Below are 22992 nucleotides of genomic sequence, written 5' to 3' on the forward strand. Positions count from 1 at the left end.
ACAGCCTAACAACCCTATTTGATTAACCGGGAAAAATTAGAGCAAGCAACAAGCGCTTTCTCTCTTACGATGACCGTCCACGTAGTCTAACAGCCTAACAACCCTATTTGATTAACCGGGAAAAATTAGAGCAAGCAACAAGCGCTTTCTCTCTTACGATGACCGTCCACGTAGTCTAGGCCTCCCCTAGCATCAATATTGTGGCCGTCAACAAGCAGTCTTCTGATCAATTCTCGGTCCTTGTGCTTTACAGCCCAATGAAGTGGAGTTATGGCGTTTAGTTTTTCTCCGAGGTCCACGCATGTCTCTTTAAGGCAGGCCGTTACCCGAGGCTGCTCTACCGAGCAAACTGAGGCTATAGTTCTTTCGCTGTGATATTTTCTTTCAAGCTCATAATGGATCTCAACCAAAGATGCTATCATGGCGGGCTCGACAGCATTTTCTGAATAAATAATAAACTTACTGTAGCCTCCACACACTCTGTGGCCCACGCCAATAGTTCTGCAATCAGCATCTGATTTACAAGACAAGTCTTTGGTTTGCTCCCTTATCCTCTGCTCCAAACTTTCTATTTCCTCGGTTTGCCCAAACGCTAAAAATGGAATGCACATAAGGAGTAACACAAAAACTGACGCCGACTCATTTGGCGTACCTCTTAAGTTCTAATTCCGCGCTAGAAAGCAAGCCAAGCGAGTTCTAGTGACGGCCACGTTTTATCTGTGGCAGTAACGAATTTCAGCCGCTTGTTATGATTTGAAGTCATTGACAAAGTTATTTCTCATGTACTTAGGCCAGCTTGGGTATACTGATCTGAAATGGTCTAGTATCCTTTTCTCCATATAGAACCTGTCCAACTCATCGAACCTAACAGGATCTTTATTACCAGATGATAACTTTTCATAAGCAGCCTTATGGAAAGCACAGAAGATCACATATGACATCAAATTATGCCATTCATTAATTTTTGACTGGCCGATCTCCGCTTTATCCCAAACACCACAGAGCGTCGGGAAGTATCCACGTCCCTGTTCACCAAGCCCTCCATCGCTAATAACTACTTGCGACGGCCAAAATAGTCTACTTTCTCTAATTAGTCTACTCAATTTCATAAAGATAACGACGCCGTAATAAAAGGCGAGCGTTAGCGAATCCAGCCCGTGATTATCGCGGGCGGTTTTCAATTGCTTTTTTATGCATTTATAAACGGTATGTCGCCATACCCCCAAATTAGTGTACCAATAGCAATTAGCGTGAAAGCTATTTTATTTAGCAGACCAGGCCAATGGTTATTTTTAGCTTTAAACTCGTTAAACCCTACCTCTACGAAACCCGACGGATTGAAAATATTAAATATTTTTATGGCATTCGCTTCTGCTAGCAATGCAAGAACTACCATTGCTGCACCACTACGAGAAAACCAAATGCCAAAATCAACGTCCTCAGGTCTCCAAGGTACAAAGAAAATAAAAATGGTGCCGCGACTGCTAAGCCTGTAAAGGAAAAGAACCTTATACGTTCTTTACTTAACATACCTTCATACAATTCCTCAGACATACCTTCCCTTATGCATAACGCTTTGCTAAGCGGCAATAAAATAGCTGGCTACAATTAGCGAGAAAAGAGCAATTACCAGCTTTTCCGTTTTAGCAGATTGTTTAGTTTACTTTAGAAGCTCATTCAATATTTTTTCCCGCTGCTCTAGCGTGGACTTACGAACACCTTTCTCAAAATTAACATATATAGGGCGCTTATTTTTTACAGAAGCTTCTATTTCCAAACAGTATTCGCCAGTGGCAAACATTAGGTGTCGACCACCTTCATCCCACCCCAAATCATCCGTGTAGAAAATACCTGTTTCTATTAAATATTCCACCCATGATTTATTCTCAGGAGTAATCGAAGCAATCTTTTTAATTTCTTCATCTTCACTAAATTGATCAATCTCAATATCGATTGGAATATCGCCGTCCAAGTTAAATATCTCAGTAAAAAACTTTTTAGTAATTGCGTAAGTTTCTATTTCACTTATTGATTCCTCAGCCTTGGCTTCATCAGGGCTAGATGAACGATACAAACTCTTTACAAGTGCCTCTAATTTGCCATTGGAATCTTTTAAATTACTCAATAAATGATTAGTAGCATCAATTTGAGTTTTAACTTCTCTAGTTCTCAGAAATTCGAAGAAAAGCCCAGCCCACTGTTTCCGCAAATGAACTTCTATATCATTAAAATTAGAAAAGCCCTCAAAAGCATTATTAACTGGAGAACGGCGTACTTCGTCTATAAATTTAAATATACTTTCTGCATCATCCTGTTTTTCTATCGCAGGAAAATTAATTTTATCAATAAATTTCTGATTGCGATTCTCTCTATAAATATGGTGATTATTAAGAACTGAATTTCTTATATAAGTGAAAACAGGTATATTTGCAGCTTTAGCTGCTTCATATTCTGCATTGGTAATGGATTTGGATTTATCTTTCACATATCCACCACCAAACCGCCCTCCAACAATCAAAATAAATAGTTGACAGTTGGATACTTCATGCACACATGCATCATGAGTATGAAGATCAGGATGATAGAATACGTCTCCGTGTTCACTTAGTATTGGATCGAAACCAAACGATCTAACAAACTTGTTCAATTGCTCTCTTACTTCAGATAAATCAAAACAGGTAGAGCTTATAAAAACTTTTGGTGTAGCCAATTACTTCTCCTGTAAAATTAACAGTTTGTTAGTGTGCGTACGCATTTATCCTGGGACACTCTATCGAGGTTTCCAGAGTAGCGATCTGACATCATTGAAGTATCTTCCATAACTTAGATCTCCCTTCTGAATATACGAGCATACTTAGCTATTTAACTCGTGCTCACGCCTGGCTCAGGCGCCAAGCTTTCTTTCAATACACCGAGCATACCGACCTTAGCGCTGTATGCAAAGTGCCTGAGGCGACGCCATATCAGCTCCCGATTCACTTCATATACCCTGACCTACGTCATTGCCCTTCCCCCGCCCACTCTATATGTTATGGCCTATACGGAAATCCACGGTCACTGACCTACGAGGGCCATTATGAGTCTTCCCTCTCCTAAACTTCTGATTCCTATTGTGTTGATTGGCGCAGGTGTCGCCGCTGTGCGCTTCTGGCCTGAGAGCCCGCTTGATGTCACGGTATCTAAGGCCTCTGTCGGCTTAGTCGAAGCGAGTGTCGCCAATACCCGCTCAGGTACGGTTAAGGCGTGCCAGCGTTCGCGCTTGTCGCTGCCTCTTGGTGGCCAGGTAAGTGTTCTCTATGTTGCTCAGGGCGATAAAGTTGAAGCAGGCGCGCCTTTGATGGAGCTTTGGAACGAAGACATTCGTGCCACTCTGGCGACTGCTGAGGCTCAGCTGGATACTGCCAAGCTTTCGCACGAGGCTACCTGTACGCAGTCGCAATCAGATAAGCGTGAAGAGCGGCGTATTCATGATCTTCATAAGCGCCAGATGGCATCCTCTGAGCAGTTAGACCGCGCCGAAACAGCTGCAACCATCAGTGAGCTTTCGTGCAAACAGCAAGAAACCCTGATTACACAAGCCTCTGCCAATCTGGACCTACAGAAAGCGCGCTTTGCACAGACACAATTACGAGCGCCATTCGCAGGGATTATTGCTGAGGTGAATGCCGAGATCGGGGAATACGCGACGCCGTCGCCGCCGGGTGTCGCTACCCCACCCGCGATTGATTTAATTAACCCGGATTGTTTTTACGTGCAGGCTCCGATTGATGAGGTGGATGCGGCTCAGGTCGCACTGGATATGCCGGTACGGGTTACGCTGGATGCCTTCGGCGACCGTACTTTTGATGGCCATGTCTCGCGTATATCGCCTTACATTCAGGATGAAGAAAAGCAGGCCCGTACCGTGGATGTTGATGTGCGCCTTAACGAGCTTCCTGAAGGCACCCATCTGTTGATTGGTTACAGCGCCGATATCGAGGTGATTACGGCAACCTCTGAGAACACCCTGCGGCTGCCCACCGAGCTTTTAATCGACACGGATCACGTAATGCTCACCAGAGACGGCAAGGCCGTTAAGCAGCAAGTCGAGCTTGGCCTGACTAACTGGACCTGGAGCGAAGTCACCAGCGGGCTGAATAGCGACAATCAGATCATTAATGAACCCGGCCAGAGCGATCTGGAAGGTGGCCGTACGGTTCGAGTGTTGGATACCGACGCTAATGACTGAAGCAACCACAGAAACAAATACAGAAGCAATCAGAGTACGCGGTGTTCATCGTCGCTTTCAGCTCGGCGATCAGACCGTACACGCCCTGAATGATATCAATCTGGATATTACGCAAGGCGAGTATATCTCGGTGATGGGGCCTTCGGGTTCGGGCAAGTCGACGCTGCTGAATATGCTGGGGCTGTTGGATGTGCCTGATGAAGGGCAATACTGGCTCGCGGGTAAGGATACCGTCCCGATGAGTGAAGAAGAGCGCGCGGGGTATCGTCGCGACCATATTGGTTTTGTGTTTCAGTCGTATCACTTAGTGCCACGCCTCAGTGCTCGCGAGAATATGGAACTGCCTATGGTGCTGGCAGGTATTCCTCCGGCAGAACGCCGTAAACGCTTAGAGCCTGTCATTAATCGCTTAGGATTAACTGAGCGCGCCGGTCACAAACCAGAACAACTGTCTGGTGGTCAGCGCCAGCGCGTAGCCATAGGCCGTGCGATTATTATGCAGGCTCCACTGCTACTCGCCGACGAACCTACCGGTAATCTCGATACGCATTCGGGTGCCGATGTGGTTGAGCTGCTGGAAGAATTAAATGCTCAGGGCATTACCTTAATTGTGGTTACGCACGGCATGGCGCTCGGCCAGCGCGCAAAGCGACGTTTACGTATGGTGGATGGCGCCATCGTCAGCGACGATACGTTCGCCATAATCCCCTCAGAAGAGCCTGCTCTATGATCCGCCTGCAGGATCACTTCACCTTTACCCTGCGCTCCGTTACGCGACAGCGTTTTCGTACCACGATGCAGTTAGTTGCTATGGCCATTGGTGTGCTGGCGGTCGTGTTACTGACCGGTATTGGTGAAGGCGGGCGTCGCTTTGTAATGGCCGAGTTCGCAAGCCTGGGCAACGATGTTTTAGTGATGCTGCCGGGCCGAAAAGAAACCACCGGCGGCCTGCCGCCATTAACCGGCGAAGGCACCCGTGATATCACGCTTAACGATGCCCAAAGCCTCATGCGAATTTCCGGTGTCGAGCGTATTGCACCTATCGTTGTGGGCACCAGCCGTTTGAGTATTTCAGGGTTGAGCCGCGACAGCTTAGTGCTGGGGACGACTCAGGATTTCTTTAACATCCGCGATCTCGCCTTCAGTCAGGGTCAGGCATTTACTACTCGCCAGGGTAGCCGCAGTCGTGCGGAATGCATTCTGGGTGCAACGCTCCGCGATGAACTTTTTGGCCCTAAACGCGCGCTGGGCCAATGGATTAATGTCGCGGACTATCGTTGTCGGGTGACAGGCGTGCTTACCGATTCAGGGACGGGTTTCGGCTTTGATATGAGCAACGCGCTGATGCTGCCCGTTGATAATGCCATGCAGATTTTTAACACCGAAGGTCTGTTCCGCGTGATGATTCAGATTGAGAACATTGATGCGGTTCCGGCGATGACGACCGCCGTTGAGCAACAGATGACGCTGCGCCATGACGGCCAACTGGATATTACGATTGTTACGCCCGACAGCCTGCTCAGCGCCTTCAATAATGTACTGTTAGTCATGACCTTTGCTGTCGCCGGTATCGCTGCTATCAGCCTGTTAGTCGCTGGTGTGTTAATCATGAATATGACACTCATCGGCGTAGCTCAGCGCCGCGCTGAAATTGGCTTATTAAAAGCACTAGGGGCGTCATCAAAAGAGGTCCGCTTATTGTTTATTACCGAAGCCACCTTACTCGCCACCAGCGGCGCGGTGCTCGGTATGCTGATCGCGGAGGTGATTCTATTAGGGCTTCGAGTAAAATTTCCTGAAGTACCTTTTGCCACCCCTGTCTGGGCGAGTGCATCGGCGATTGGTATTTCTGCGGTCGCCGGTGTTCTGTTCTCATGGATACCGGCCCAGAAAGCCGCAAAATTACCGCCAGTATTGGCGCTTCAGGCTCAGGCCGGAAAATAGGAGGCGTGCCTTATGATCAGACCTGACGATTGGCTACGCCTTGCAACCTCACCCGTTACCAGCCAACCGGGTAAGAGCGTCTTAACCGCACTGGGCATTGCAATTGGTATTGCCGCAGTGACCCTTCTGACGACACTTGGCCACGGTGTACGCCAGTACGTGCTCGACAGTTTTTCGCAATTTGGCACACGCATTATTGCAATTACCCCAGGTCACAGTGAGACCGCAGGACTGGCCGGAGGATTAATAAGCTCAGTCCGGTTATTAACGCTCGACGATGCCGAAGCCTTATCAAGAATTACCGGTAGCGAATGGGTCGTATCGAATGTTCAGGGCTCAGGGCCAGTGCGCTACGGTGAACGTGTTCGCAGCACTGAAATTCTCGGTACAACCTCTGACTTTAATCAGGCCTGGGACTTCCCACTGGCAATGGGGAAGTTTTTACCGAACGCCGACGGTAATAGCCCTGCGGTCGCGGTCATTGGCGATACGTTATATCGGGAGTTATTCCGCAGTGAAAACCCTCTCGGAAAATTTATCCGGATTGGCGGCCAACGCTATCGTGTGATTGGTGTAATGCAACCGAAAGGCTCAACTCTTGGGTTTGATCTCGACGATATGGCGTATATTCCTGCCGACCGCGCCCTTACCCTGTTTAACCGCGAAGGTTTAATGGAAGTCGATGTGGTGTTCTCAGAAGGCACGACCTCTGCGCAAATGCAGGAGCGCATTAAAAGCGTGATGATGAAACGCCACGGCCAGGAAGATTTCACCCTCACCAGCCAGGACGAAATGCTCAGCAGCATGAATCGCATTCTCAGTATCCTGACCATGGGCGTTGCCGCACTGGGTGGTATTTCTTTGTTGGTTGGTGGCGTTGGTATTTTTACCATTATGACCACCAACCTGACGGAACGCACAGCCGAGATCGGTTTGCTGCGTGCGATTGGTTGCCCACGCCGTCAGCTACTCAGCCTGTTTTTAGGCGAAGCAGTCATGCTTTCATTATTCGGCGCCTTTATCGGCATCGTTATTACTGCCGTTGTAGTTGCCCTTCTGAGCGTTTTAGCACCTGCATTTCCGGTTCAGATTCAGTTTTCAACACTGGGACTGGCCATTGCAGTAGCGACGATCACTGGCCTTATTTCCGGCATTTGGCCCGCCTATAAATCATCACGGCTGAGCCCTATTGAGGCTTTACGGGGGGAGTAACTTTCCTTGCCCTAAACCCAGTCATCACGCTTTTCTTTGGTGCGACAGTGCGCCCCAAAACCGACCATACTCGCACCATCATGGTTAGCCCAGTTGTTTTTATTCATTCCGGTATATTTTTCACAAGCTGTTCAAGGCCCGCCGCAGCTGCATCGCGACAGATAACCCGCCCTTAATTACAAAGTTATAAATAGATGGCATGACACTTGCCAATCAAGCAGGAGAAACTTTATAAGAAACATAGGCTTAGCTATATGTACATTCTCCCAGCGATACTCCTGTCGCTTACTCTGATCCCCGGAATCGCTCACGCCGATACCGGAACAACCAGCATGGATATCGTCTGGATTCTGTTTTCTGCCACACTTGTCTTTTTTATGCAGGCCGGTTTTGCCTTGCTTGAAAGTGGCATGTCTCGCGCAAAAAATGCCATTAACGTGATGATGAAAAACTACATCGATGTCTGTATCGGTAGTCTATTATTCTGGGCCATTGGCTTCGGTATTATGTTTGGCAACAACCCAACGGGCTTCTTTGGCACCACGGCATTCGGCTTATCTGAAGGCAGTAACTGGGACTTTACTTTCTTGTTATTCCAGACCATGTTCGCTGCGACCGCTGTCACTATCTGCAGTGGTGCCATGGCCGAACGCACTCGCTATACCGCCTATTTATTATCTGCGGCGGCCATCGTCACCTTTATTTATCCTGTGTTTGGCAGTTGGGCCTGGGGCGGAAGTTACGGCGGTCAGGGCTGGCTTGCCGAACTGGGCTTTATTGATTTTGCTGGCTCTACCGTTGTGCACTCTTTGGGCGCATGGTGTGCACTTGCTGGGGTCATCGCCGTAGGCGCACGTACTGGTCGCTTTGATAATTCAGGCAACACGCGAAATATTCCTGGCCACAATTTATCTCTCGTAGCTTTGGGTGGCTTTATTCTTTGGTTCGGCTGGTTTGGCTTTAATGGTGGCAGCGCGTTGTCAGCTTCAGAGAATATTGGTGGCATCATTCTTAACACTCACCTTTCGGCGGCGGCCGGTGCGGGCGGTGCAATTTTACTGTCGGCCCTGTTACAACGCCCGATTCTTTTAACCACTACCGTTAACGGTAGCCTCGCAGGCCTTGTAGGCATCACCGCCGGCTGTGCCACGATGGAACCGCCATTCGCCATCGTCACAGGCGCTGTCAGTGGTGTGATTGCAACTCTGGGTCAGGACCTGATGCTTCGTTGGAAACTCGACGATGTTGTTTCAGCAATTCCCGTGCATGGTTTCGCCGGTGCCTGGGGCACGATTGCCGCGGGGCTCTTTTTCGCTGGCGACATGTTCGATACTCAGCGTGTTGCGACTCAGGCCATTGGTGTCATCACTGCCTTCCTCTGGGCCTTCCCGCTGTCGCTGCTGGTGTTCACGCTGATTCGCTTTATGATCGGCCTACGTTCTTCGAAGGAACACGAGCAGATGGGCCTCGATTGTACCGAGCACAATGAAGTCGGTTATCCAGAGTTCCAGCGAAACATCACATTCCGTCAGGAGCCATAAGCATGAGCCCTGATATTAAACGTCGCATCGTGTTTACGATTTTGTCGGACTATATTGCTGGCGAAGAACTTCGCCAGGTTATGATCCTATGGCAAGCGGAATTTTCTGAACGCTCGCGTTATGAACTGAATCAGTTCCTGGGCGCGTGCCGGGATGTTCCGGGTATTCAGCAGAATCGCCTTGAGATTCTCAGTCGTCTGGTGCGCATGGTCATGGCTGCTAACGAATCTGATCTGAAGCCTGACCCCATCAACTGGATGAATTCAGCAGACGATGCAGAAACTTCGTTTACGCCTTCTGAGCCGCTCACCAAAGAAGAATTCAGTCGGCCTCAGCAGGCAGCCTCCCGGCTTTCGCAGCCTCAAAAGACCTCAGAGACTGCACCGCAAAACAGTTTGGTCGCTGAAGTGGTTAATATGTTGTTCAGCCGCCTGCGCTCGGATCAGATTCGCACGATTAAATCGTATGTGCTCAGCGCCGCTCAGAAGAAAAAACTCCAGCCTGCGGCTGTGGCTATGTTTGAACAGCCAGACATTTCGGTTTCTGCCGTTCATACCCCACTCGAAATCATGGATGCACGTAAGCTGATTAACTTCACTTACATCGGTTGCTGCGAGGCAATTGGCCCGGTAGATGCCGACTTGTTGCTTAGTAAAGCCGTGCGCGAAGTCGGTGAAAAATATCGAGGTAATGAGCCTTACGCGAACTGCCTGAATCAACTACTGGGGCGCTGATGAGTGCGTAGGCTGAGTGAAGATTAAAAAAGCCACTGACAGAACGTCAGTGGCTTTTTTATTGAAACACACCGGGTATCGCTTTAATCAGACTCTTCAGTCGCGCGTCATCTGATAGCTATGCGCCAGAGCATGTTCTCCCGATACTTCATCAACGGTATATACACGCACCGTCAGTTGATTGCCTTCAATGTGCAGATGCATAAAACCTAATACATCGCCCTGCTGAAATTCGGCCGGGTTACGATTCACGTCATCAAGTGGGCGTTGTTTAGCACCTGCCCCCGATACGATCTGAGTCATACCCTCACAGCGTTCTAGCGGCGGAAGTATCTGCAGATCATGATCATGCCCCGAGATCATCAGATCAAAATCACCGCATAGATTGTCGCCTACGAAATCATAAAAAGCGTATCCGAAAGCAGGAACACCATCGTACCAGCCTGCGTTACCGTGACGGCCATTTGAAATATACGGGTGATGGGAAAACGCAATTTTCCAGGGTGTCGTCGCAGATTCTTTTTCAGCTTCGATCCACTCTTCCTGAACCCGATAGTATTTAAACTGACGGTATTTAGGATCAAGATCAGACACAGCCGCCAGCGGATTAGAATCGAGTGAGAAGAAAGTCACCAGTGGCGCTTCTGATTCAAGCGGTGCAGTAAACGAATAGTACCGTGCTGGCATATTCCACTTTTCACTCATGCGGTCTTCCGCATAGTGATAATCCACCTGAAACTCGCCCTTGTCGTTATCCAGGCCATCACCACTCAGCCAACCATTGTCGTGATTACCAAGCGTCATATAGAACGGAAAATCAACGTCTGCATAGGGCTTTTCAAATTTATCGATAAACTGAACATCGTCGACCGAATCAACGCCAGTTTCATAGATATTGTCACCCAGCCCCAGTGCAAAATCACAGCCGAGTTCATCACAGACTGCCTTCATGGCTGTGGCAACCTTATACTGCTTGTCTTCGCCCGTACCGGTGTCACCGATGGCGATAAAAGAAACTGCGCCTTCTGGCACCTCAACGACTGGCTCTTCGGGTTCCTCTGGAAACCAGGACATGCCATAGGCGGGTAAATGTACGGCCAGCGCCATCAATGCGAGCTTTTTCATCTTCTGTCTCCAGACCAACATTGCAATAAAACCACTGAGTGTAACGCCCCAGTGCTTCAGATTTGTGAAACATCCTACACAAGCTGCTCGAAACGTGCCGCCACCCAGCGGGCCAAGTAGATACGTCGGGTCATCAGTCACTTTCGCTGGTGAGTGCTAAACTCATCTGACAGAGGTTTGATAGGCAGGAGGTCCCTATGATTGTCGATTCTTTGATGACCACCAAAGTCGTTACCGTGCATCTTGATGACAAACTGACAAAGCTCCATGAAATATTCATTAATACGCGCTTCCATCACGTTCTGGTGGCTGAGAATGGCCGGTTACGTGGGGTTATTACCGATCGCGACTTTTTTAAAGCGGTGAGCCCATACATTGGCACACCGGCAGAAACCACGCACGATACTGCAACGATTAACAAGAAGGCTCATCAGATTATGAGTCGGAACCCGGTTACCATCAAAGCAGGCAGTAATATCCGTGAGGCTGTATCGCTGATATACCAACACGGCGTCACCTGTCTGCCGATACTCAACGATGAAGATAAGATTGCAGGTATTCTGACCTGGCGGGATGTATTTCGGGGGCTTGAGGCTCGCTATAACAAACCCGCGGCCCCCGAACAAAAGGATTGAGCAACGCAGACGTTACCGCCTGACCTCCGGTGCTTCTTTTATTGGCAGTGAGATAAAGTTCAGATAAAGATCTTCTTCCTGTATTTCCAGAGGGATAAGGAGAGAAGCAACTTCGTCTGACTCATTCTCTGTGCAGAGAACGTCTGCAAAAATGCCCAGCAGAGGAACATCAGTTGCGCCACAGGTGACCGGATCAAGAGACTCGGTGAGGTCACCAGTAAAGATAGTGATCGCGTTGACCAGATCATCCACGGTTGAACCCACTGGCCCAAGGGTCGACTCGATATCAAGATTCACCAATACGTTGATGGGTGGCACGTTCTGATTCCGCTGTTCAATTTGCATGCGGCCATCATCAAAGAAAGTAATATCGCCCACCAGCGTCAATGGCAGCGGATAGTTGTAGAGGTTATGACTCAGTATTTCACCACCGTCAGGTAACGCCAGGTTAGGAGAATCCAGCGCCAGAGTAACCTCTGTTTTGAAGATTGGCTGACCGTTATCGCCAGTAACAATCATACCGGGCACCAACCCCATTGGGTTGTCTTCGGTCGGTGTGGTGTAGCGCATACGGAGGATTTGTGTGCCGGTGGTCTGCTCGCCCAGTACTGGGAGAAAAACACTGGTAGGTGTGGTCGCCAGAAGCATGGGATACAGGTGTACTTTCACGGCTTGCTGACCGGTTTCTGGATCGACCGTTGGCCCTATCACCTCTGTATTCAGGGCTAATGTCTGGAATACGGCCTTATTGTCGGGGCAATCGTCACCGAGCGGATCACACCCATTACGTGCTGGCAGTGAGAGTGTCTCGTTGAGAAGCGTTGCTTCTCCGTTAACTACCGTAAGGATTGCGGCATTCTCTGACGGCAAGACATCCCCTGACGCCGTTATCGGACTGGTTGATGGTTCCAGGCATGGCTCCCCGCAATCGACAACGTAATTGGCGTTAGCATCTCGCACAGGGTAATTACGCAGCGGCGTAAAAACAGATTCTTGAGGAGCGCTGCCACGGAAGTAAATCACCATATCCGGGCCGCCGAAATCTTCAGAGTCGACAAGAAGATCCGTCTGTAGTGGAAGACCGGCATCTGAGCAGATAATATCCAGCTCATCACATACGGTATCGTTTACCGAATCAGCATGTGCTGACGCCATTGTGTAACGATAGACCTGCCCTTCTTCCCAGGCATTTTCCGGGAAGAAACGAATACGTTGACGAGCCTTTTCAAGACGACCCGACACCGGGGTAATTTCTCCGTCTTCGCTAACACGCTCAACTTTAAACGAGGTATTCAGATTGATTGAATCAATATCCATCACCTGCGAGAAAATAACCGCGATCGGCCGATCAGCTGGCATCGTAGTTAATGGCAATGTCTGATTTTCTACTTCAGCAGGCGTATTCTCAGAGACGACGCACTGGCCGTGATTTGGCTGCTCGGGTGGCAGCGGAAAAATATCACTCAGAGTGGCTGTTGATACACACGGGAAGCCGGGATACGTCGTCAGCGCAAGCGGTGACACTTTTACTTCCTGATCGGTCTGCTGCGTTGCAGGCATAGTGAATGTCAGTATGTCGGCTAATGCAGGCGACCCTTCCAGGTTTTGTAAACGACTGGTGGTTGTTACGACATATTCAGCAGCGGGTTTCAAACCACCACGAATCTGAACAGTCAGCACCGTACCGTCGATGCGACTCTCAATACTCTCTGTTGGTATACGAACTCCGTTTTCCTCGACAATGACCAGCTCCCCCGATTGACGACGTAACGGCTGATCAAAATTCAGAATAATGGGATCACCCGGTCGCTGCATCGACTGACGAGTTGCAGGAATAGCGTTTTCGAACCCCGGAACCCAACTGACAAGGCGCGGTGGGATATTCGGAGCCTGATTCTGCTCCTGATCAAATAAACGCTCGATCTGATCGTTAGTTTCGGCAAGCAGCTTAAACGCGATGGTGGCATTACCGACGTCCTGACCAAGAATATTGGGTTCAACAATACCGATAGAGTTAATTTCCAGTAAACCATTACGCACCTGTGCAAGACCCACCAACTCTACTCGCATTAAATCCTGCGAGAGCGACGCGTTGGGCTGTGATGCTGCGGTGTTCATGCTCACATCCATAAACAGGCGAATATGACGCTGGGCTTCAGGGTTGTCGGTATACGGGTTCGGGTAAAGGTAACCACTCGCATCAGAGATAAAAGTCACGATGACCGACCCCGTCTCCTGTGGAAGACCGGTTGCCGCATCCAGAAGCGGGACGTTACCGTTAATTTTCACGTCGAGAGATGAGCTAAGCAAAGTGCTGCCACGTGCAATGCGCAGAGGTACTGGCTGATTACCCGGAAAGTTAACCGCATACGCCAATTCAGCATTAAGAGTGCCCGTTTGCTGAGATAAATCAGTCACACCCTGCAATACGGAATTAAGTACAACCCCATTGACTAAGGCTTCATTCAATGGCGATATTTCTGAGTTTTCTGAGTCAACAATATCCTGAATCAGGATTGAGCTCGGCCCAGTATCACGAGGTACAAAATCCAGCGAGTAATTAATACCCGTGGTGCCATCGTCGTTCAACGGACGCACATCAACCAGTTCAAGACGATACGATTCACCTGGGTTTAATCGATCCCCTTCTGTACCGCACTCCGATGCGAGCGACACAGTGCAAGGGTCGATCGTCATTGACTGGTGCTTAAGAATAATGTCAGCCGGTACAAGATTATTGTTCGCGTCCAGGATCCGGACATTAACGCCATACTCGACGGATTCCGGGTCAACGGGCTGAGTAAACAAAAATCGGAAGGTCGAGAAATCCATCACCTCAAAATTGTTGCCGTCTGGTAGCAATTCAAGTACGCCGAAGTCATCGTCAACCGATGTCAGAGACAAGGGACCCGTCGCCTCGGGGCGTGTGGAAAACTGAATACCCTCTGGGCCAGTAGCATTAGGGGATGCAATTGCGTTAGCGCCCGAACCCAGTACACCATCGAATGTCAGGCTGTAGTCAGTGCCCGGAGAAAGCTCTTCTGCTGGTGTCGCTACAAGACCACGGCCACCATCGACCGTTCGTACAGATTCAATGGCCACGTTGTTTCCGCTACCGTCCACGAGAACCAACTTTTCAACGAGTAACGGGTCATCCACTGGAACAGTAAACCGAAGCACAAGGTCAGTCACTGGTGGCACGTTAATCTGACCATCAGCAGGATACGAGTACTCGACACTGGCACTTAAAAATGGCGCGAGAAAAGTACCGTTCGGACCTTCGACCATGGTGCCACCCAGAAGAGTCTGAGTTTCTTTATCACCGCAGGCGACCAGTACCAACGAAGTACATGCAATAATTAATGACTTTTTCATTTCGACCTCCTCAGAACTTCAGACTGATAGAACCACTGAATACATCCACGCTACCGCCAGTAGTCACTTCAATATTATTGGCTGTGCCGGGGCGGGAATTCACAATGGTAAAATCACGGTCGACCAGCTCCTGACGCTGATAACCGAGATCGATCTGCAATGGATGTGCGAGAAACAACTGCTTTCCGACCTTTGCTGATAACCCCACACCGACGATATAGCGGTCGGTATCAAAAAGGTTTACGTCGACAGTCTGAGTGCTTTTCAGCGCAGTTGGGCGATAAGAAAAACCGCCTAATAGTGAGAAAGATTCGCCAAAGCGATACTCTGCTCCAAGGCGCGGAATCATAATGTCTTCAAATTCAGCACCGGCCTGATCTTTAATGGTGTCGCTCGAAAACTGATCTTCAAGTGTCGACCACTCCTGATATTCGAGCGTCGCGCCAATGCGAATTGACCCGCGATCGAACTGTGTACCTGCCGTAATGGTAGTTGGCTGAAATGAATCGTACGTTTGTATCGTAAAATTTAGTGGATCAGAGGCCGGAATAAGACCCGGAATGACCGTCGTTGCTTCTACTTTGGTGCGAGAGTAAGAACGCTGCTGGTATGCCACAGCAAACTCAAGCCCGGTGACGGCACAGTCGTAATACGGACAGAACATTTCACCCAGATCGAGCGTATTCGAGAGCGTAAATGATAAGGCTGGCTCAGCCTGAACATTCAAAGATTCGTACTGTGTATTACCGGCAAGGTCTGTCGTGGTTGTCAGTGTGGCGTTGTTGTTTAACGTTGCGCGAGCTGAGAGACCACCACTGAATCCCCGAAACAGTTCCGTACCGCCGCCAACACTGACGAACAGAGGCTGACGGTCGTATTCAAGAAACTGCCCTCCTTCGCTGGTTTCAGACTGAAACTCCAACAGAGAAAAACCATAATTCTCGACGCCAATAACAACCCCCAGAAACATCGGGTGGTCAAAGGTCGTTAATTTAGAGAGATCCGTTTTGAGCCCCAACAGCAATGATGCCGTAGGCGTTCGGGATAGCAGGTCGCCCGAGCGGTCAGGGCCAGAAGCTTCAAGCTTTGCTTCGGCCTGAAGAAGCCCGGTCGACAACTCTCCACGTTGATCTTTTACCAAACGCGATGGGTTGTAGTAAGTTGCCGACACTTCCTGGTTGAACATGGAAAGCGCTTGCGTTGTTGCGACGTCCTGCGGAAATAAACCATAGGTATTTCCGATGGTGCCCATATTGGCGTTTGCACTTGTTATTGTCATTAAAGCCGCAAACGCAGCAACACCCGTAAACGGGCGAATAGAGAAAGGCATTTTGTTGTCTCCGCTATTAATATTTTTAGATCAAGGAGTTACAACAAACTCTATCAGAGCACTTAAAATTACAGCTACTAAACAATTGTTACTCTTGGTTTCCTTATTTACACATTTTTTTAAATCATAAAAATCAACAAGTTAGATCGACAATGTAATTATTAGTAACTCAATTAAAATATAATTTTCCATCACGTAATTTTTCAAGGCCGCTATGTAATTAATAAAAAGTACAATAGTCACAAAGGTGCGCACACACTGTTCAAGTTATCTATTTTCAAGGTGTAAAAATAGCTTCAGACAAGCGTTATATATCAGAGGATAAACGGTAGGATATTGTTGAATAATAAAAGCAAAAAAAGAAAAATGAAGGAAACAACGGGACACGCATTTGTATCCCGAACGTATTAAGTTTGACTAGTGAGCCGCAATTCCAAGACTGTCCGCAGCTTCGTCCAACATATCCCGTTGGCCACTGATACATTGGTAATAGAGCTCAGAAGAGAGCTTACCGTCGTAAGGCACATCCAGATAGAGATATTCTTCGTCGTAGGCGGGCAAATCAAACAGCACCAACATGGTGTCGATTAAATCGATACGGGCGGTGTCTCCGTCTTCATATCCCCCCTGGTAGTAGACATCATCGATGCAACTGGCGATGGTCTGAATCTGGAGAATTTCTCGGTCTGTTGGCTGCTCATCGGCGACAGCACTCGCGGAAAATGGCAACAGGCCCACGAAGAGACTGGATAGGATCGAGCGATGCATGATTCTTTTATAGTGATTAATCATGCGCCCTATTAAGCCAATATGTATCCCTTTGGGCCACATACTTTCTGTTAAAAGTTGTAACAGGGGTTACCTGCACTCCCCCCGGTTACTTCATATAAGAGCGCAGTGCTTTGATAACATCCTCGGTTTCTGCCTGCCGTTGCTCTGCAGTCAACTCTTCAGCGCCGAGATGCTCCCTGACGTGAGATTCAAGCACTTCCGCCATCAATCCGTTCACGGCTCCTCTGACCGCAGCAATCTGCTGGAGCACTTTATTACAGTCCCCATCTGCTTCCAGCAGGCGCTCAATTCCCTCAGCCTGCCCCTTGATACGCCTCACTCGCGTAAGCAATTTATCCCGGCTTTTTACCAGATGTGCCATTGAGGCCCCCCACAGAATGTATACTAGGGTATAGTATATTCCAAAGTCAGGATCAGTACAGAGTTATGAAATCAGAGACAATCCACCACTGTCATAGCCCCATCATCAACGAAGGCAACCCACTGGCAGAGCGAAACACCCGGTGGGCAGTTTATCTCACGCTGGTCGCCATGATCGCCGAAATCAGCGCTGGTTTAATGTTCAATTCAATGGCTTTGTTGGCCGACGGCTGGCACATGAGTTCTCACGCGCTGGCTCTTGGTTTATCGGTTGCGGCATATGTAGCGGCACGACACTATGCTACCGATCCCCGATTTTCATTCGGTACCTGGAAAATAGAGATTCTTGGTGGCTATACCAGCGCCCTCTTTTTGATTGCTATTGCCGGGCTCATGCTGTTTCACTCTGTTGAGCGGCTTTTTAATCCGAGTACGATTCACTACGATCAGGCAATAATGGTTGCGGTATTTGGTCTTACTGTAAATCTGATCTGCGCCTGGCTGCTTAAAGAAGATCACCATCATCACGAACACACAGATGAACATGCTCATCAACATCAGGATCTCAACCTGAGAGCCGCGTACATACACGTATTGACTGACGCACTGACCTCGGTTCTGGCCATTGCGGCTCTGTTTGGAGGCAAACTCTGGGGCGCTGCTTGGCTGGACCCGGTGATGGGTATTGTCGGCGCTATCATTGTTGCCGTGTGGGCGAAAGGCTTATTAAAAGAGACATCCGCAGTACTGCTTGATGCGGAAATGGATAAACCTTTATATGCGAAAGTGTCTGAGCGTCTGGCCAAGCGACACCCTGAAGCTGAAGTGTCCGACTTTCACGTCTGGCGGGTAGGAAGAAACGACTACTCCTGCATTATCGCCATCTCAACGATTCATCAGACAGCGACAGATGAATTCAAAGCATCACTGAAAGATATCCGAGAGATACGACACCTCACCGTCGAAGTTAATCAGAGCTGATTAACTATTTGCCGTGGCAGGTGAAGGCTGAAACCTCAGCCTTTGCTGTCGGCCCCGCTGGACTACTGGGCCACCGGAACTGGCTGCTTCCTGCCAACCCGCTTCATGTACTGCACACCGGGTACCGCTGACGTCCGCTGACGTAACCAGGCCTCAATCTCTTCCTGGCTTCTGTCGCCCTGCAAATCCACGACATGCCGGGCCAGCACATCAAAGCGTTTCATAATCAGCAGGAAAAACACCTGAAGCGTATCCAGGCCTTTAAATACCACCGAGTCATGTTCACGATACAGTGGAATATTCTTCTCAAAGAACTCAGGCGCATCTTTCCAGTGAACCGCACAACGCTGGTGATGGCTCATATGGTAGCCTTCGTTCAGGAAGTCATTTTCAAAAATAAACGTCGTCGTACACGCCAGCACATCGTGAATATTGTCCTGTTTATAAAATGCGTGCTGTGCGAATGTTGCGCCACCCGTGACGATATTGAACATCAGCTTGGGTATCACGAGGTACGCGATTGCTATTTTCCAATCGATAACGGCAACGCCAACGATCACCGCAAGATGGACTAACACCCCCGTCCGTACAGCGTCGAAGGACGACTTACGGTCATGGCTCGCAAAATAATCCAATAACGAAATACCCAGATTATTCAGCAGGTTTTCGCGACCAATGAATCTGGCAAAATCGATGATGGAGCTACGGTCGTAATGAGCAACACACTGCACGTCTTCATAGCTGGCATCTTCGCCATGATGAACCCGAACGTGCCCCTGCGTGACTACAGACTGAAGCTGCCCGAATAAAAGCCCAAGCAGGTTTTCAAAAGGTCGGTCGAATGGTTTCTTCACGCTTGAATTAAAATAGCCCTTCGGCCTGTGCCCTTCTATGTGTGACGCGCTGAACAGGTGCTGATAATGAAATGTTCCGGGTCCAACCATCAGCGTCATGTACCCCGCCCACAACCAGACGTTGAACTCACCGAGCCACAATTGTATCAGTAGCAAGGGAACCAGAGTCACGATGGTTTTGGTCATGACATGCATCACCGGCATATCACGCGCATCGGCAAGTAAGGCATTTCCCAGTGCTTCGGTCATGGCTCCGAACGGGCGATACAGCGCCATACGCAGCGCGCGCACTCCGGGTACTTTATCGATCAGCCAGACCGCAAACCCGAGAATGAATGCGGGCACTGTCACGACGGTAAACAACAGGATCTGTGCCAGACCAAAAGTGATCGCCATAAGATCACTCAGTGAATTCGCCTTTCCTGGCAAAGGCCTGAGCATGACGGCAATAAATCCGCGCTCATCTGTTTTACCGGCTTTCTCCAGACGCTTTATCCAGCTGAGGTAGCTGATCAGTAAATCGCCGAGAAACAGACTCGTACCAGCCGCGAAAATAGGAGCGGTATTCGCCGCGACTTCCTCAGTCGCCTGCCCACTCATGACCAGTACCGTGCCAACAACCAGGGTGATCAAGGGATATAGGGATAAGACAATTCCGCGAATGCTCCACTGTCCGACATTCTCAACCAGACCTTCCCGCTTCGCTTTACCCAGGCCCCACGCACTCACCAACAGTCCCGCTGCGATGGCCAGCGTATTGAGCTGGACACCGTTGTGATAGGGATAGTCACTGAATGGCAGAACATTAAACACCACTGCGGTAGTTAGCCCGATGGCAACGAGAATAAACACGGTTTGTAATGGCAAAGACTCTACACGGCGCCATACTGATGCGGTCGCAGCAAGCCTCTCAGCATGTGCCGCGTTCTGAAAACGGCGCCAGCCCACAATGCAGATCCCGATCAGCAACATGGGCTGAACGATAAACTGCGACGTTAGCTGGAAGGCGGTTTCAAAATCATGGCCCAACCAGCCATAGATCAGAAAGCTCAATCGCTGTGGAAGTGCGGTACATACCAACGCATAGGTGAACACCATCCAGTCGCCATGGCGGCGAATGTCACCAGCGATCAGCCAGCGCATTGAAATCAACGCGGACAGCCAGGTCAGCGTTACCAGAGCCATCATCCCTTGCTCAATGGTCAGTTTCTGACCCGCATTGGCAGTACCGTAGGTTTCACCGCCCAGCACCATACCAAGCGCACCGATACCGCCGAAGAAAATCGCGGTAAGGAACAGAACACCAGCGACCCGATGGAGCACCGGTACTTTTTTGCGCAACGACGGGACAAACTGAATCCAGCCAATCGCCAATGCTGTGGCCATGCCACCCACATGCATGAGCATGAAGGGCTTCATTTCGTGAATGTAGGCGCGTTGCGCATTTTCGTAGGCGGTTGGAGCGCTGGCAAATTCACGGGATACCAGCGAGCTGTACCAATGATGTATCCAGGACAGGCCAGCCTCTATGTCCACCAGAAAACTGAACGATGGCAATGCATATATCAACGCCAGCATGGCGACAAAAACAATGCCGAGAGACGTTACCTGACTGCTTTTTATTTTAGTGGTTGGATCGCTCATCAATTTTACTCCGTAGCATGAGGTCATTAACCACGCCAGAGTATGGGATTGATGAAAGCGCATCGTCCGGACTGATAATCTGAGCCAGAAACTACGTCCAGAATGATAAATCAGGCCGTTCGATGCCAGTATTCATGCGGCCTGGGGCGATCAGTCAGGCGTCTGTTCCTGTTTGCGCCAGGCCGTCGGTGTCGTACCAGTCACGGTTGAAAATGCGGAATTAAATGTCGATTTAGAACGGAAGCCAACCTCCAGAGCGATATCCAGAACCGGCTTATCGGGTTCTTCTCTGAGGGCTTTCTGAGCCGCCCGGATACGATAACCATTCAGGTACCTGGCGAAGCCCTGTCCGAGGTGCAGATTCAGGTACTCTGACATCTGGTGGGTACTGATGCCCACCTCTTCGGCCAGTCGGGCGAGCGTCAGGTCATTCGTCCTGAAACGCTCTTCCTCTTCCATCAGAACCGTCAGCCTGCTGCCGACTTCATCGGCCACGCTCTGATTCAGCCGCGTACGGCGGTAAGGCGCTTTCTCAATGGCATCGCGGATGTCTTGAAAGAGGGATGGAAAACGGACGTCGGTGATAAACAAGCCCAGCAGCACCAACGTCGTCAGCATCAGTGGCAGAATGATCGTAAGCTGATTTGAAAACATCAGGCCAGCAAGGGATACCAGCAGAACCACCAGCCCGCCCGCACAGGCGATCAGGAAGATGCGTCGAAGTGACTGGCCTTCCGATGGCTGACTGTCTTGCTGGTAACGTTTCAGGAGCATCCTCGCCGCCATAGAAACAAAGACAATGGTGTACAGGAATCCCAAAACAAACGGATAGAAGCCCAGCGAGTCGGGTGATGGAATCATGATCGGATGCAAGTCACCCGTCATCACCGTATAAAAGAACCCGGCAGACACCAGTGCCCCCGGTGCATAGAGCAACGCATGCGGCTTCTGAATACGAAAGTCCGCATTCAGTGTGTGCTTGACGACCAGCCACACGGTCGGCCCGATACTGTAAATTGCCAACGGCTGCAGACACAGTAAGAACGCCTGCCCTTCTGTCACGTTCAGCAGAATAAAACTGAGATAAGAGTTGGTGATGAACACCGACAGGCCCAACAGCGCCAGCAGGCGATACTCAGTGCCAGAGCAAGGCTTCAGAAGCGCAGATAAGGTGAACATAAACGGCAGGTTAATGTTCAGGGCAGCAAAAAAATAGATCAGCAGAGTCATGAACTGGAGTCTAACCGTCGTTTTTTTTAAAAGATACTCCTGGCCATTTTAAGACCGTAATCGCTACTACCGGCGACTGATTGAGAATAGGAGGGAGAAAATTACTAACTTAGGAGATTGGTCTGGATGACAGGATTAAACGCGGCCGGCTAGGTCTGCGACTCCCCCTGGCACCCTGTATTCTAAATAATCAAATTGGTCGGGATGACAGGATTTGAACCTGCGACCACTCGCCCCCCAGGCGAGTGCGCTACCAGACTGCGCCACATCCCGAATTTTACTGCCACAAGCCTGTGAACAGAGCGTTCAAGTATACTTAAGTGCCTGAAAAGGTAAACTTTTTTTGGAATGCCCGTCAGAGGTTAGCGTCTGGATTAAGCATGTCTTCGAGCTCTTTCAGCTCACGTATCATATTTTTAATCAGAGCTTTATCCATGGCCACCGCCTGCGATTCGCCATTGTCTTCCAGCTTCTGCCTCGCACCACCAATGGTGTAACCGTCCTGATACAGCAAAGCACGGATCTCCCGCACAAGAATCACGTCCTGACGCTGATAATAACGACGATTACCGGCACGCTTAACCGGCTTAAGGGTTGGAAATTCCTGTTCCCAATACCTGAGAACATGAGGCTTCACATCGCAAAGCTCACTGACCTCACCGATAGTGAAGTAACGCTTCGATGGAATAGGCGGTAGTTCGTTATTGTGGCTGGCTTCCAGCATAGGCTTCTACCCGAATTTTGAGCTTCTGCCCCGGCTTGAACGTCACAACACGGCGAGCAGAAATCGGTATCTCCTCGCCTGTCTTTGGATTACGTCCCGGACGCTGACGCTTGTCACGCAGGTCGAAGTTACCAAACCCTGATAACTTCACCTGCTCATTTCGGCTCAGGCTATCGCGGATTTCATCAAAAAAGATGTCCACCATATCCTTAGCTTCACGCTTATTAAGACCAAGATCTTCAAACAGTTTTTCTGCCAGTTCTGCTTTGGTCAGGGCGGTCAT

General features: G+C 49.5%; 19 protein-coding genes and 1 tRNA gene. 8 read left to right on the forward strand and 12 right to left on the reverse strand.

Annotated features, from left to right (window positions below; genetic code table 11):
* Nucleotides 1-125: 125 nt before the first annotated feature.
* Together B2R29_RS16965 and B2R29_RS09365 are read right to left on the reverse strand one after the other, a co-directional pair.
* Entirely contained in the window at nucleotides 126-611 is a 486-nt protein-coding gene (locus tag B2R29_RS16965; protein WP_414716609.1) for a hypothetical protein, read from the reverse strand.
* Between the two features lie 1049 nt (nucleotides 612-1660).
* On the reverse strand, nucleotides 1661-2710 hold the full coding sequence (locus tag B2R29_RS09365) for a DUF4062 domain-containing protein (protein ID WP_301180814.1): 1050 nt from the start codon (nucleotides 2708-2710) through the stop codon (nucleotides 1661-1663).
* Between the two features lie 366 nt (nucleotides 2711-3076).
* On the opposite strand from B2R29_RS09365, the gene B2R29_RS09370 reads away from it, so the two are divergent.
* The 6 genes from B2R29_RS09370 (at nucleotide 3077) to B2R29_RS09395 (ending at nucleotide 9659) form a co-directional block, all read left to right on the forward strand.
* Nucleotides 3077-4228: an efflux RND transporter periplasmic adaptor subunit gene (locus B2R29_RS09370; protein ID WP_301180815.1), complete on the forward strand. Its 1152-nt coding sequence runs from the start codon at nucleotides 3077-3079 to the stop codon at nucleotides 4226-4228.
* Nucleotides 4221-4958 carry an ABC transporter ATP-binding protein gene (locus B2R29_RS09375; RefSeq protein WP_301180816.1) on the forward strand — a complete coding sequence of 246 codons (738 nt, stop codon included), beginning with the start codon at nucleotides 4221-4223 and terminating at the stop codon, nucleotides 4956-4958. The genes B2R29_RS09370 and B2R29_RS09375 overlap by 8 nt, the downstream gene beginning before the upstream one ends.
* The gene (locus B2R29_RS09380; protein ID WP_301180817.1) at nucleotides 4955-6172 is read left to right on the forward strand and encodes an ABC transporter permease; all 1218 of its coding nucleotides are present in this window, start codon (nucleotides 4955-4957) and stop codon (nucleotides 6170-6172) included. Before B2R29_RS09375 ends, B2R29_RS09380 begins: the two co-directional genes overlap by 4 nt.
* A gap of 12 nt (nucleotides 6173-6184) precedes the next feature.
* Nucleotides 6185-7384 (forward strand): ABC transporter permease, encoded by a 1200-nt coding sequence (locus B2R29_RS09385; protein ID WP_301180818.1) that lies wholly within the window; start codon nucleotides 6185-6187, stop codon nucleotides 7382-7384.
* Between the two features lie 254 nt (nucleotides 7385-7638).
* Complete coding sequence (locus B2R29_RS09390; protein ID WP_301180819.1) at nucleotides 7639-8925, forward strand: ammonium transporter; 1287 nt, start codon at nucleotides 7639-7641, stop codon at nucleotides 8923-8925.
* Between the two features lie 2 nt (nucleotides 8926-8927).
* On the forward strand, nucleotides 8928-9659 hold the full coding sequence (locus B2R29_RS09395) for a hypothetical protein (RefSeq protein WP_301180820.1): 732 nt from the start codon (nucleotides 8928-8930) through the stop codon (nucleotides 9657-9659).
* Nucleotides 9660-9755: 96 nt separating this feature from the next.
* Here B2R29_RS09395 and B2R29_RS09400 read toward each other — a convergent pair whose 3' ends face one another.
* Nucleotides 9756-10784 (reverse strand): metallophosphoesterase, encoded by a 1029-nt coding sequence (locus B2R29_RS09400; protein WP_301180821.1) that lies wholly within the window; start codon nucleotides 10782-10784, stop codon nucleotides 9756-9758.
* Nucleotides 10785-10981: 197 nt separating this feature from the next.
* Here B2R29_RS09400 and B2R29_RS09405 point away from each other — a divergent pair, with 197 nt between their 5' ends.
* A complete protein-coding gene (locus B2R29_RS09405) occupies nucleotides 10982-11419 on the forward strand; it encodes a CBS domain-containing protein (RefSeq protein WP_301180822.1) in 438 nt (145 codons plus the stop codon).
* Nucleotides 11420-11431: 12 nt separating this feature from the next.
* Here the strand turns inward: B2R29_RS09405 and B2R29_RS09410 are convergent, their stop codons facing one another.
* The 4 genes from B2R29_RS09410 to B2R29_RS09425 form a co-directional block, all read right to left on the reverse strand.
* Nucleotides 11432-14794, reverse strand: coding sequence for an Ig-like domain-containing protein (locus tag B2R29_RS09410; RefSeq protein WP_301180823.1), 3363 nt, complete (start codon nucleotides 14792-14794; stop codon nucleotides 11432-11434).
* Nucleotides 14795-14804: 10 nt separating this feature from the next.
* Nucleotides 14805-16124 carry an outer membrane protein transport protein gene (locus tag B2R29_RS09415; protein ID WP_301180824.1) on the reverse strand — a complete coding sequence of 440 codons (1320 nt, stop codon included), beginning with the start codon at nucleotides 16122-16124 and terminating at the stop codon, nucleotides 14805-14807.
* Between the two features lie 417 nt (nucleotides 16125-16541).
* The gene (locus B2R29_RS09420; RefSeq protein WP_301180825.1) at nucleotides 16542-16916 is read right to left on the reverse strand and encodes a hypothetical protein; all 375 of its coding nucleotides are present in this window, start codon (nucleotides 16914-16916) and stop codon (nucleotides 16542-16544) included.
* An 85-nt stretch (nucleotides 16917-17001) separates the two neighbouring features.
* On the reverse strand, nucleotides 17002-17277 hold the full coding sequence (locus B2R29_RS09425) for a metal/formaldehyde-sensitive transcriptional repressor (RefSeq protein ID WP_301180826.1): 276 nt from the start codon (nucleotides 17275-17277) through the stop codon (nucleotides 17002-17004).
* 65 nt (nucleotides 17278-17342) lie between these two features.
* On the opposite strand from B2R29_RS09425, the gene dmeF reads away from it, so the two are divergent.
* Nucleotides 17343-18257, forward strand: coding sequence for a CDF family Co(II)/Ni(II) efflux transporter DmeF (dmeF, locus tag B2R29_RS09430; RefSeq protein WP_301180827.1), 915 nt, complete (start codon nucleotides 17343-17345; stop codon nucleotides 18255-18257).
* Nucleotides 18258-18319: 62 nt separating this feature from the next.
* Here the strand turns inward: dmeF and B2R29_RS09435 are convergent, their stop codons facing one another.
* The 5 genes from B2R29_RS09435 to ihfA all read right to left on the reverse strand — a co-directional run bounded on the left by B2R29_RS09435 (nucleotide 18320) and on the right by ihfA (nucleotide 22992).
* Entirely contained in the window at nucleotides 18320-20755 is a 2436-nt protein-coding gene (locus tag B2R29_RS09435) for a DUF2306 domain-containing protein (protein ID WP_301180828.1), read from the reverse strand.
* A gap of 150 nt (nucleotides 20756-20905) precedes the next feature.
* Nucleotides 20906-21985 carry a helix-turn-helix domain-containing protein gene (locus B2R29_RS09440; protein ID WP_301180829.1) on the reverse strand — a complete coding sequence of 360 codons (1080 nt, stop codon included), beginning with the start codon at nucleotides 21983-21985 and terminating at the stop codon, nucleotides 20906-20908.
* Nucleotides 21986-22181: 196 nt separating this feature from the next.
* Nucleotides 22182-22258: transfer RNA gene (locus tag B2R29_RS09445), tRNA-Pro, on the reverse strand.
* Nucleotides 22259-22340: 82 nt separating this feature from the next.
* On the reverse strand, nucleotides 22341-22709 hold the full coding sequence (locus B2R29_RS09450) for a MerR family transcriptional regulator (RefSeq protein ID WP_301180830.1): 369 nt from the start codon (nucleotides 22707-22709) through the stop codon (nucleotides 22341-22343).
* Complete coding sequence (ihfA, locus tag B2R29_RS09455; RefSeq protein WP_068440580.1) at nucleotides 22687-22992, reverse strand: integration host factor subunit alpha; 306 nt, start codon at nucleotides 22990-22992, stop codon at nucleotides 22687-22689. Before ihfA ends, B2R29_RS09450 begins: the two co-directional genes overlap by 23 nt.

Source organism: Thalassolituus sp. UBA3500, assembly GCF_002377545.1.
Taxonomy (GTDB): Bacteria; Pseudomonadota; Gammaproteobacteria; order Pseudomonadales; family Oceanobacteraceae; genus Thalassolituus.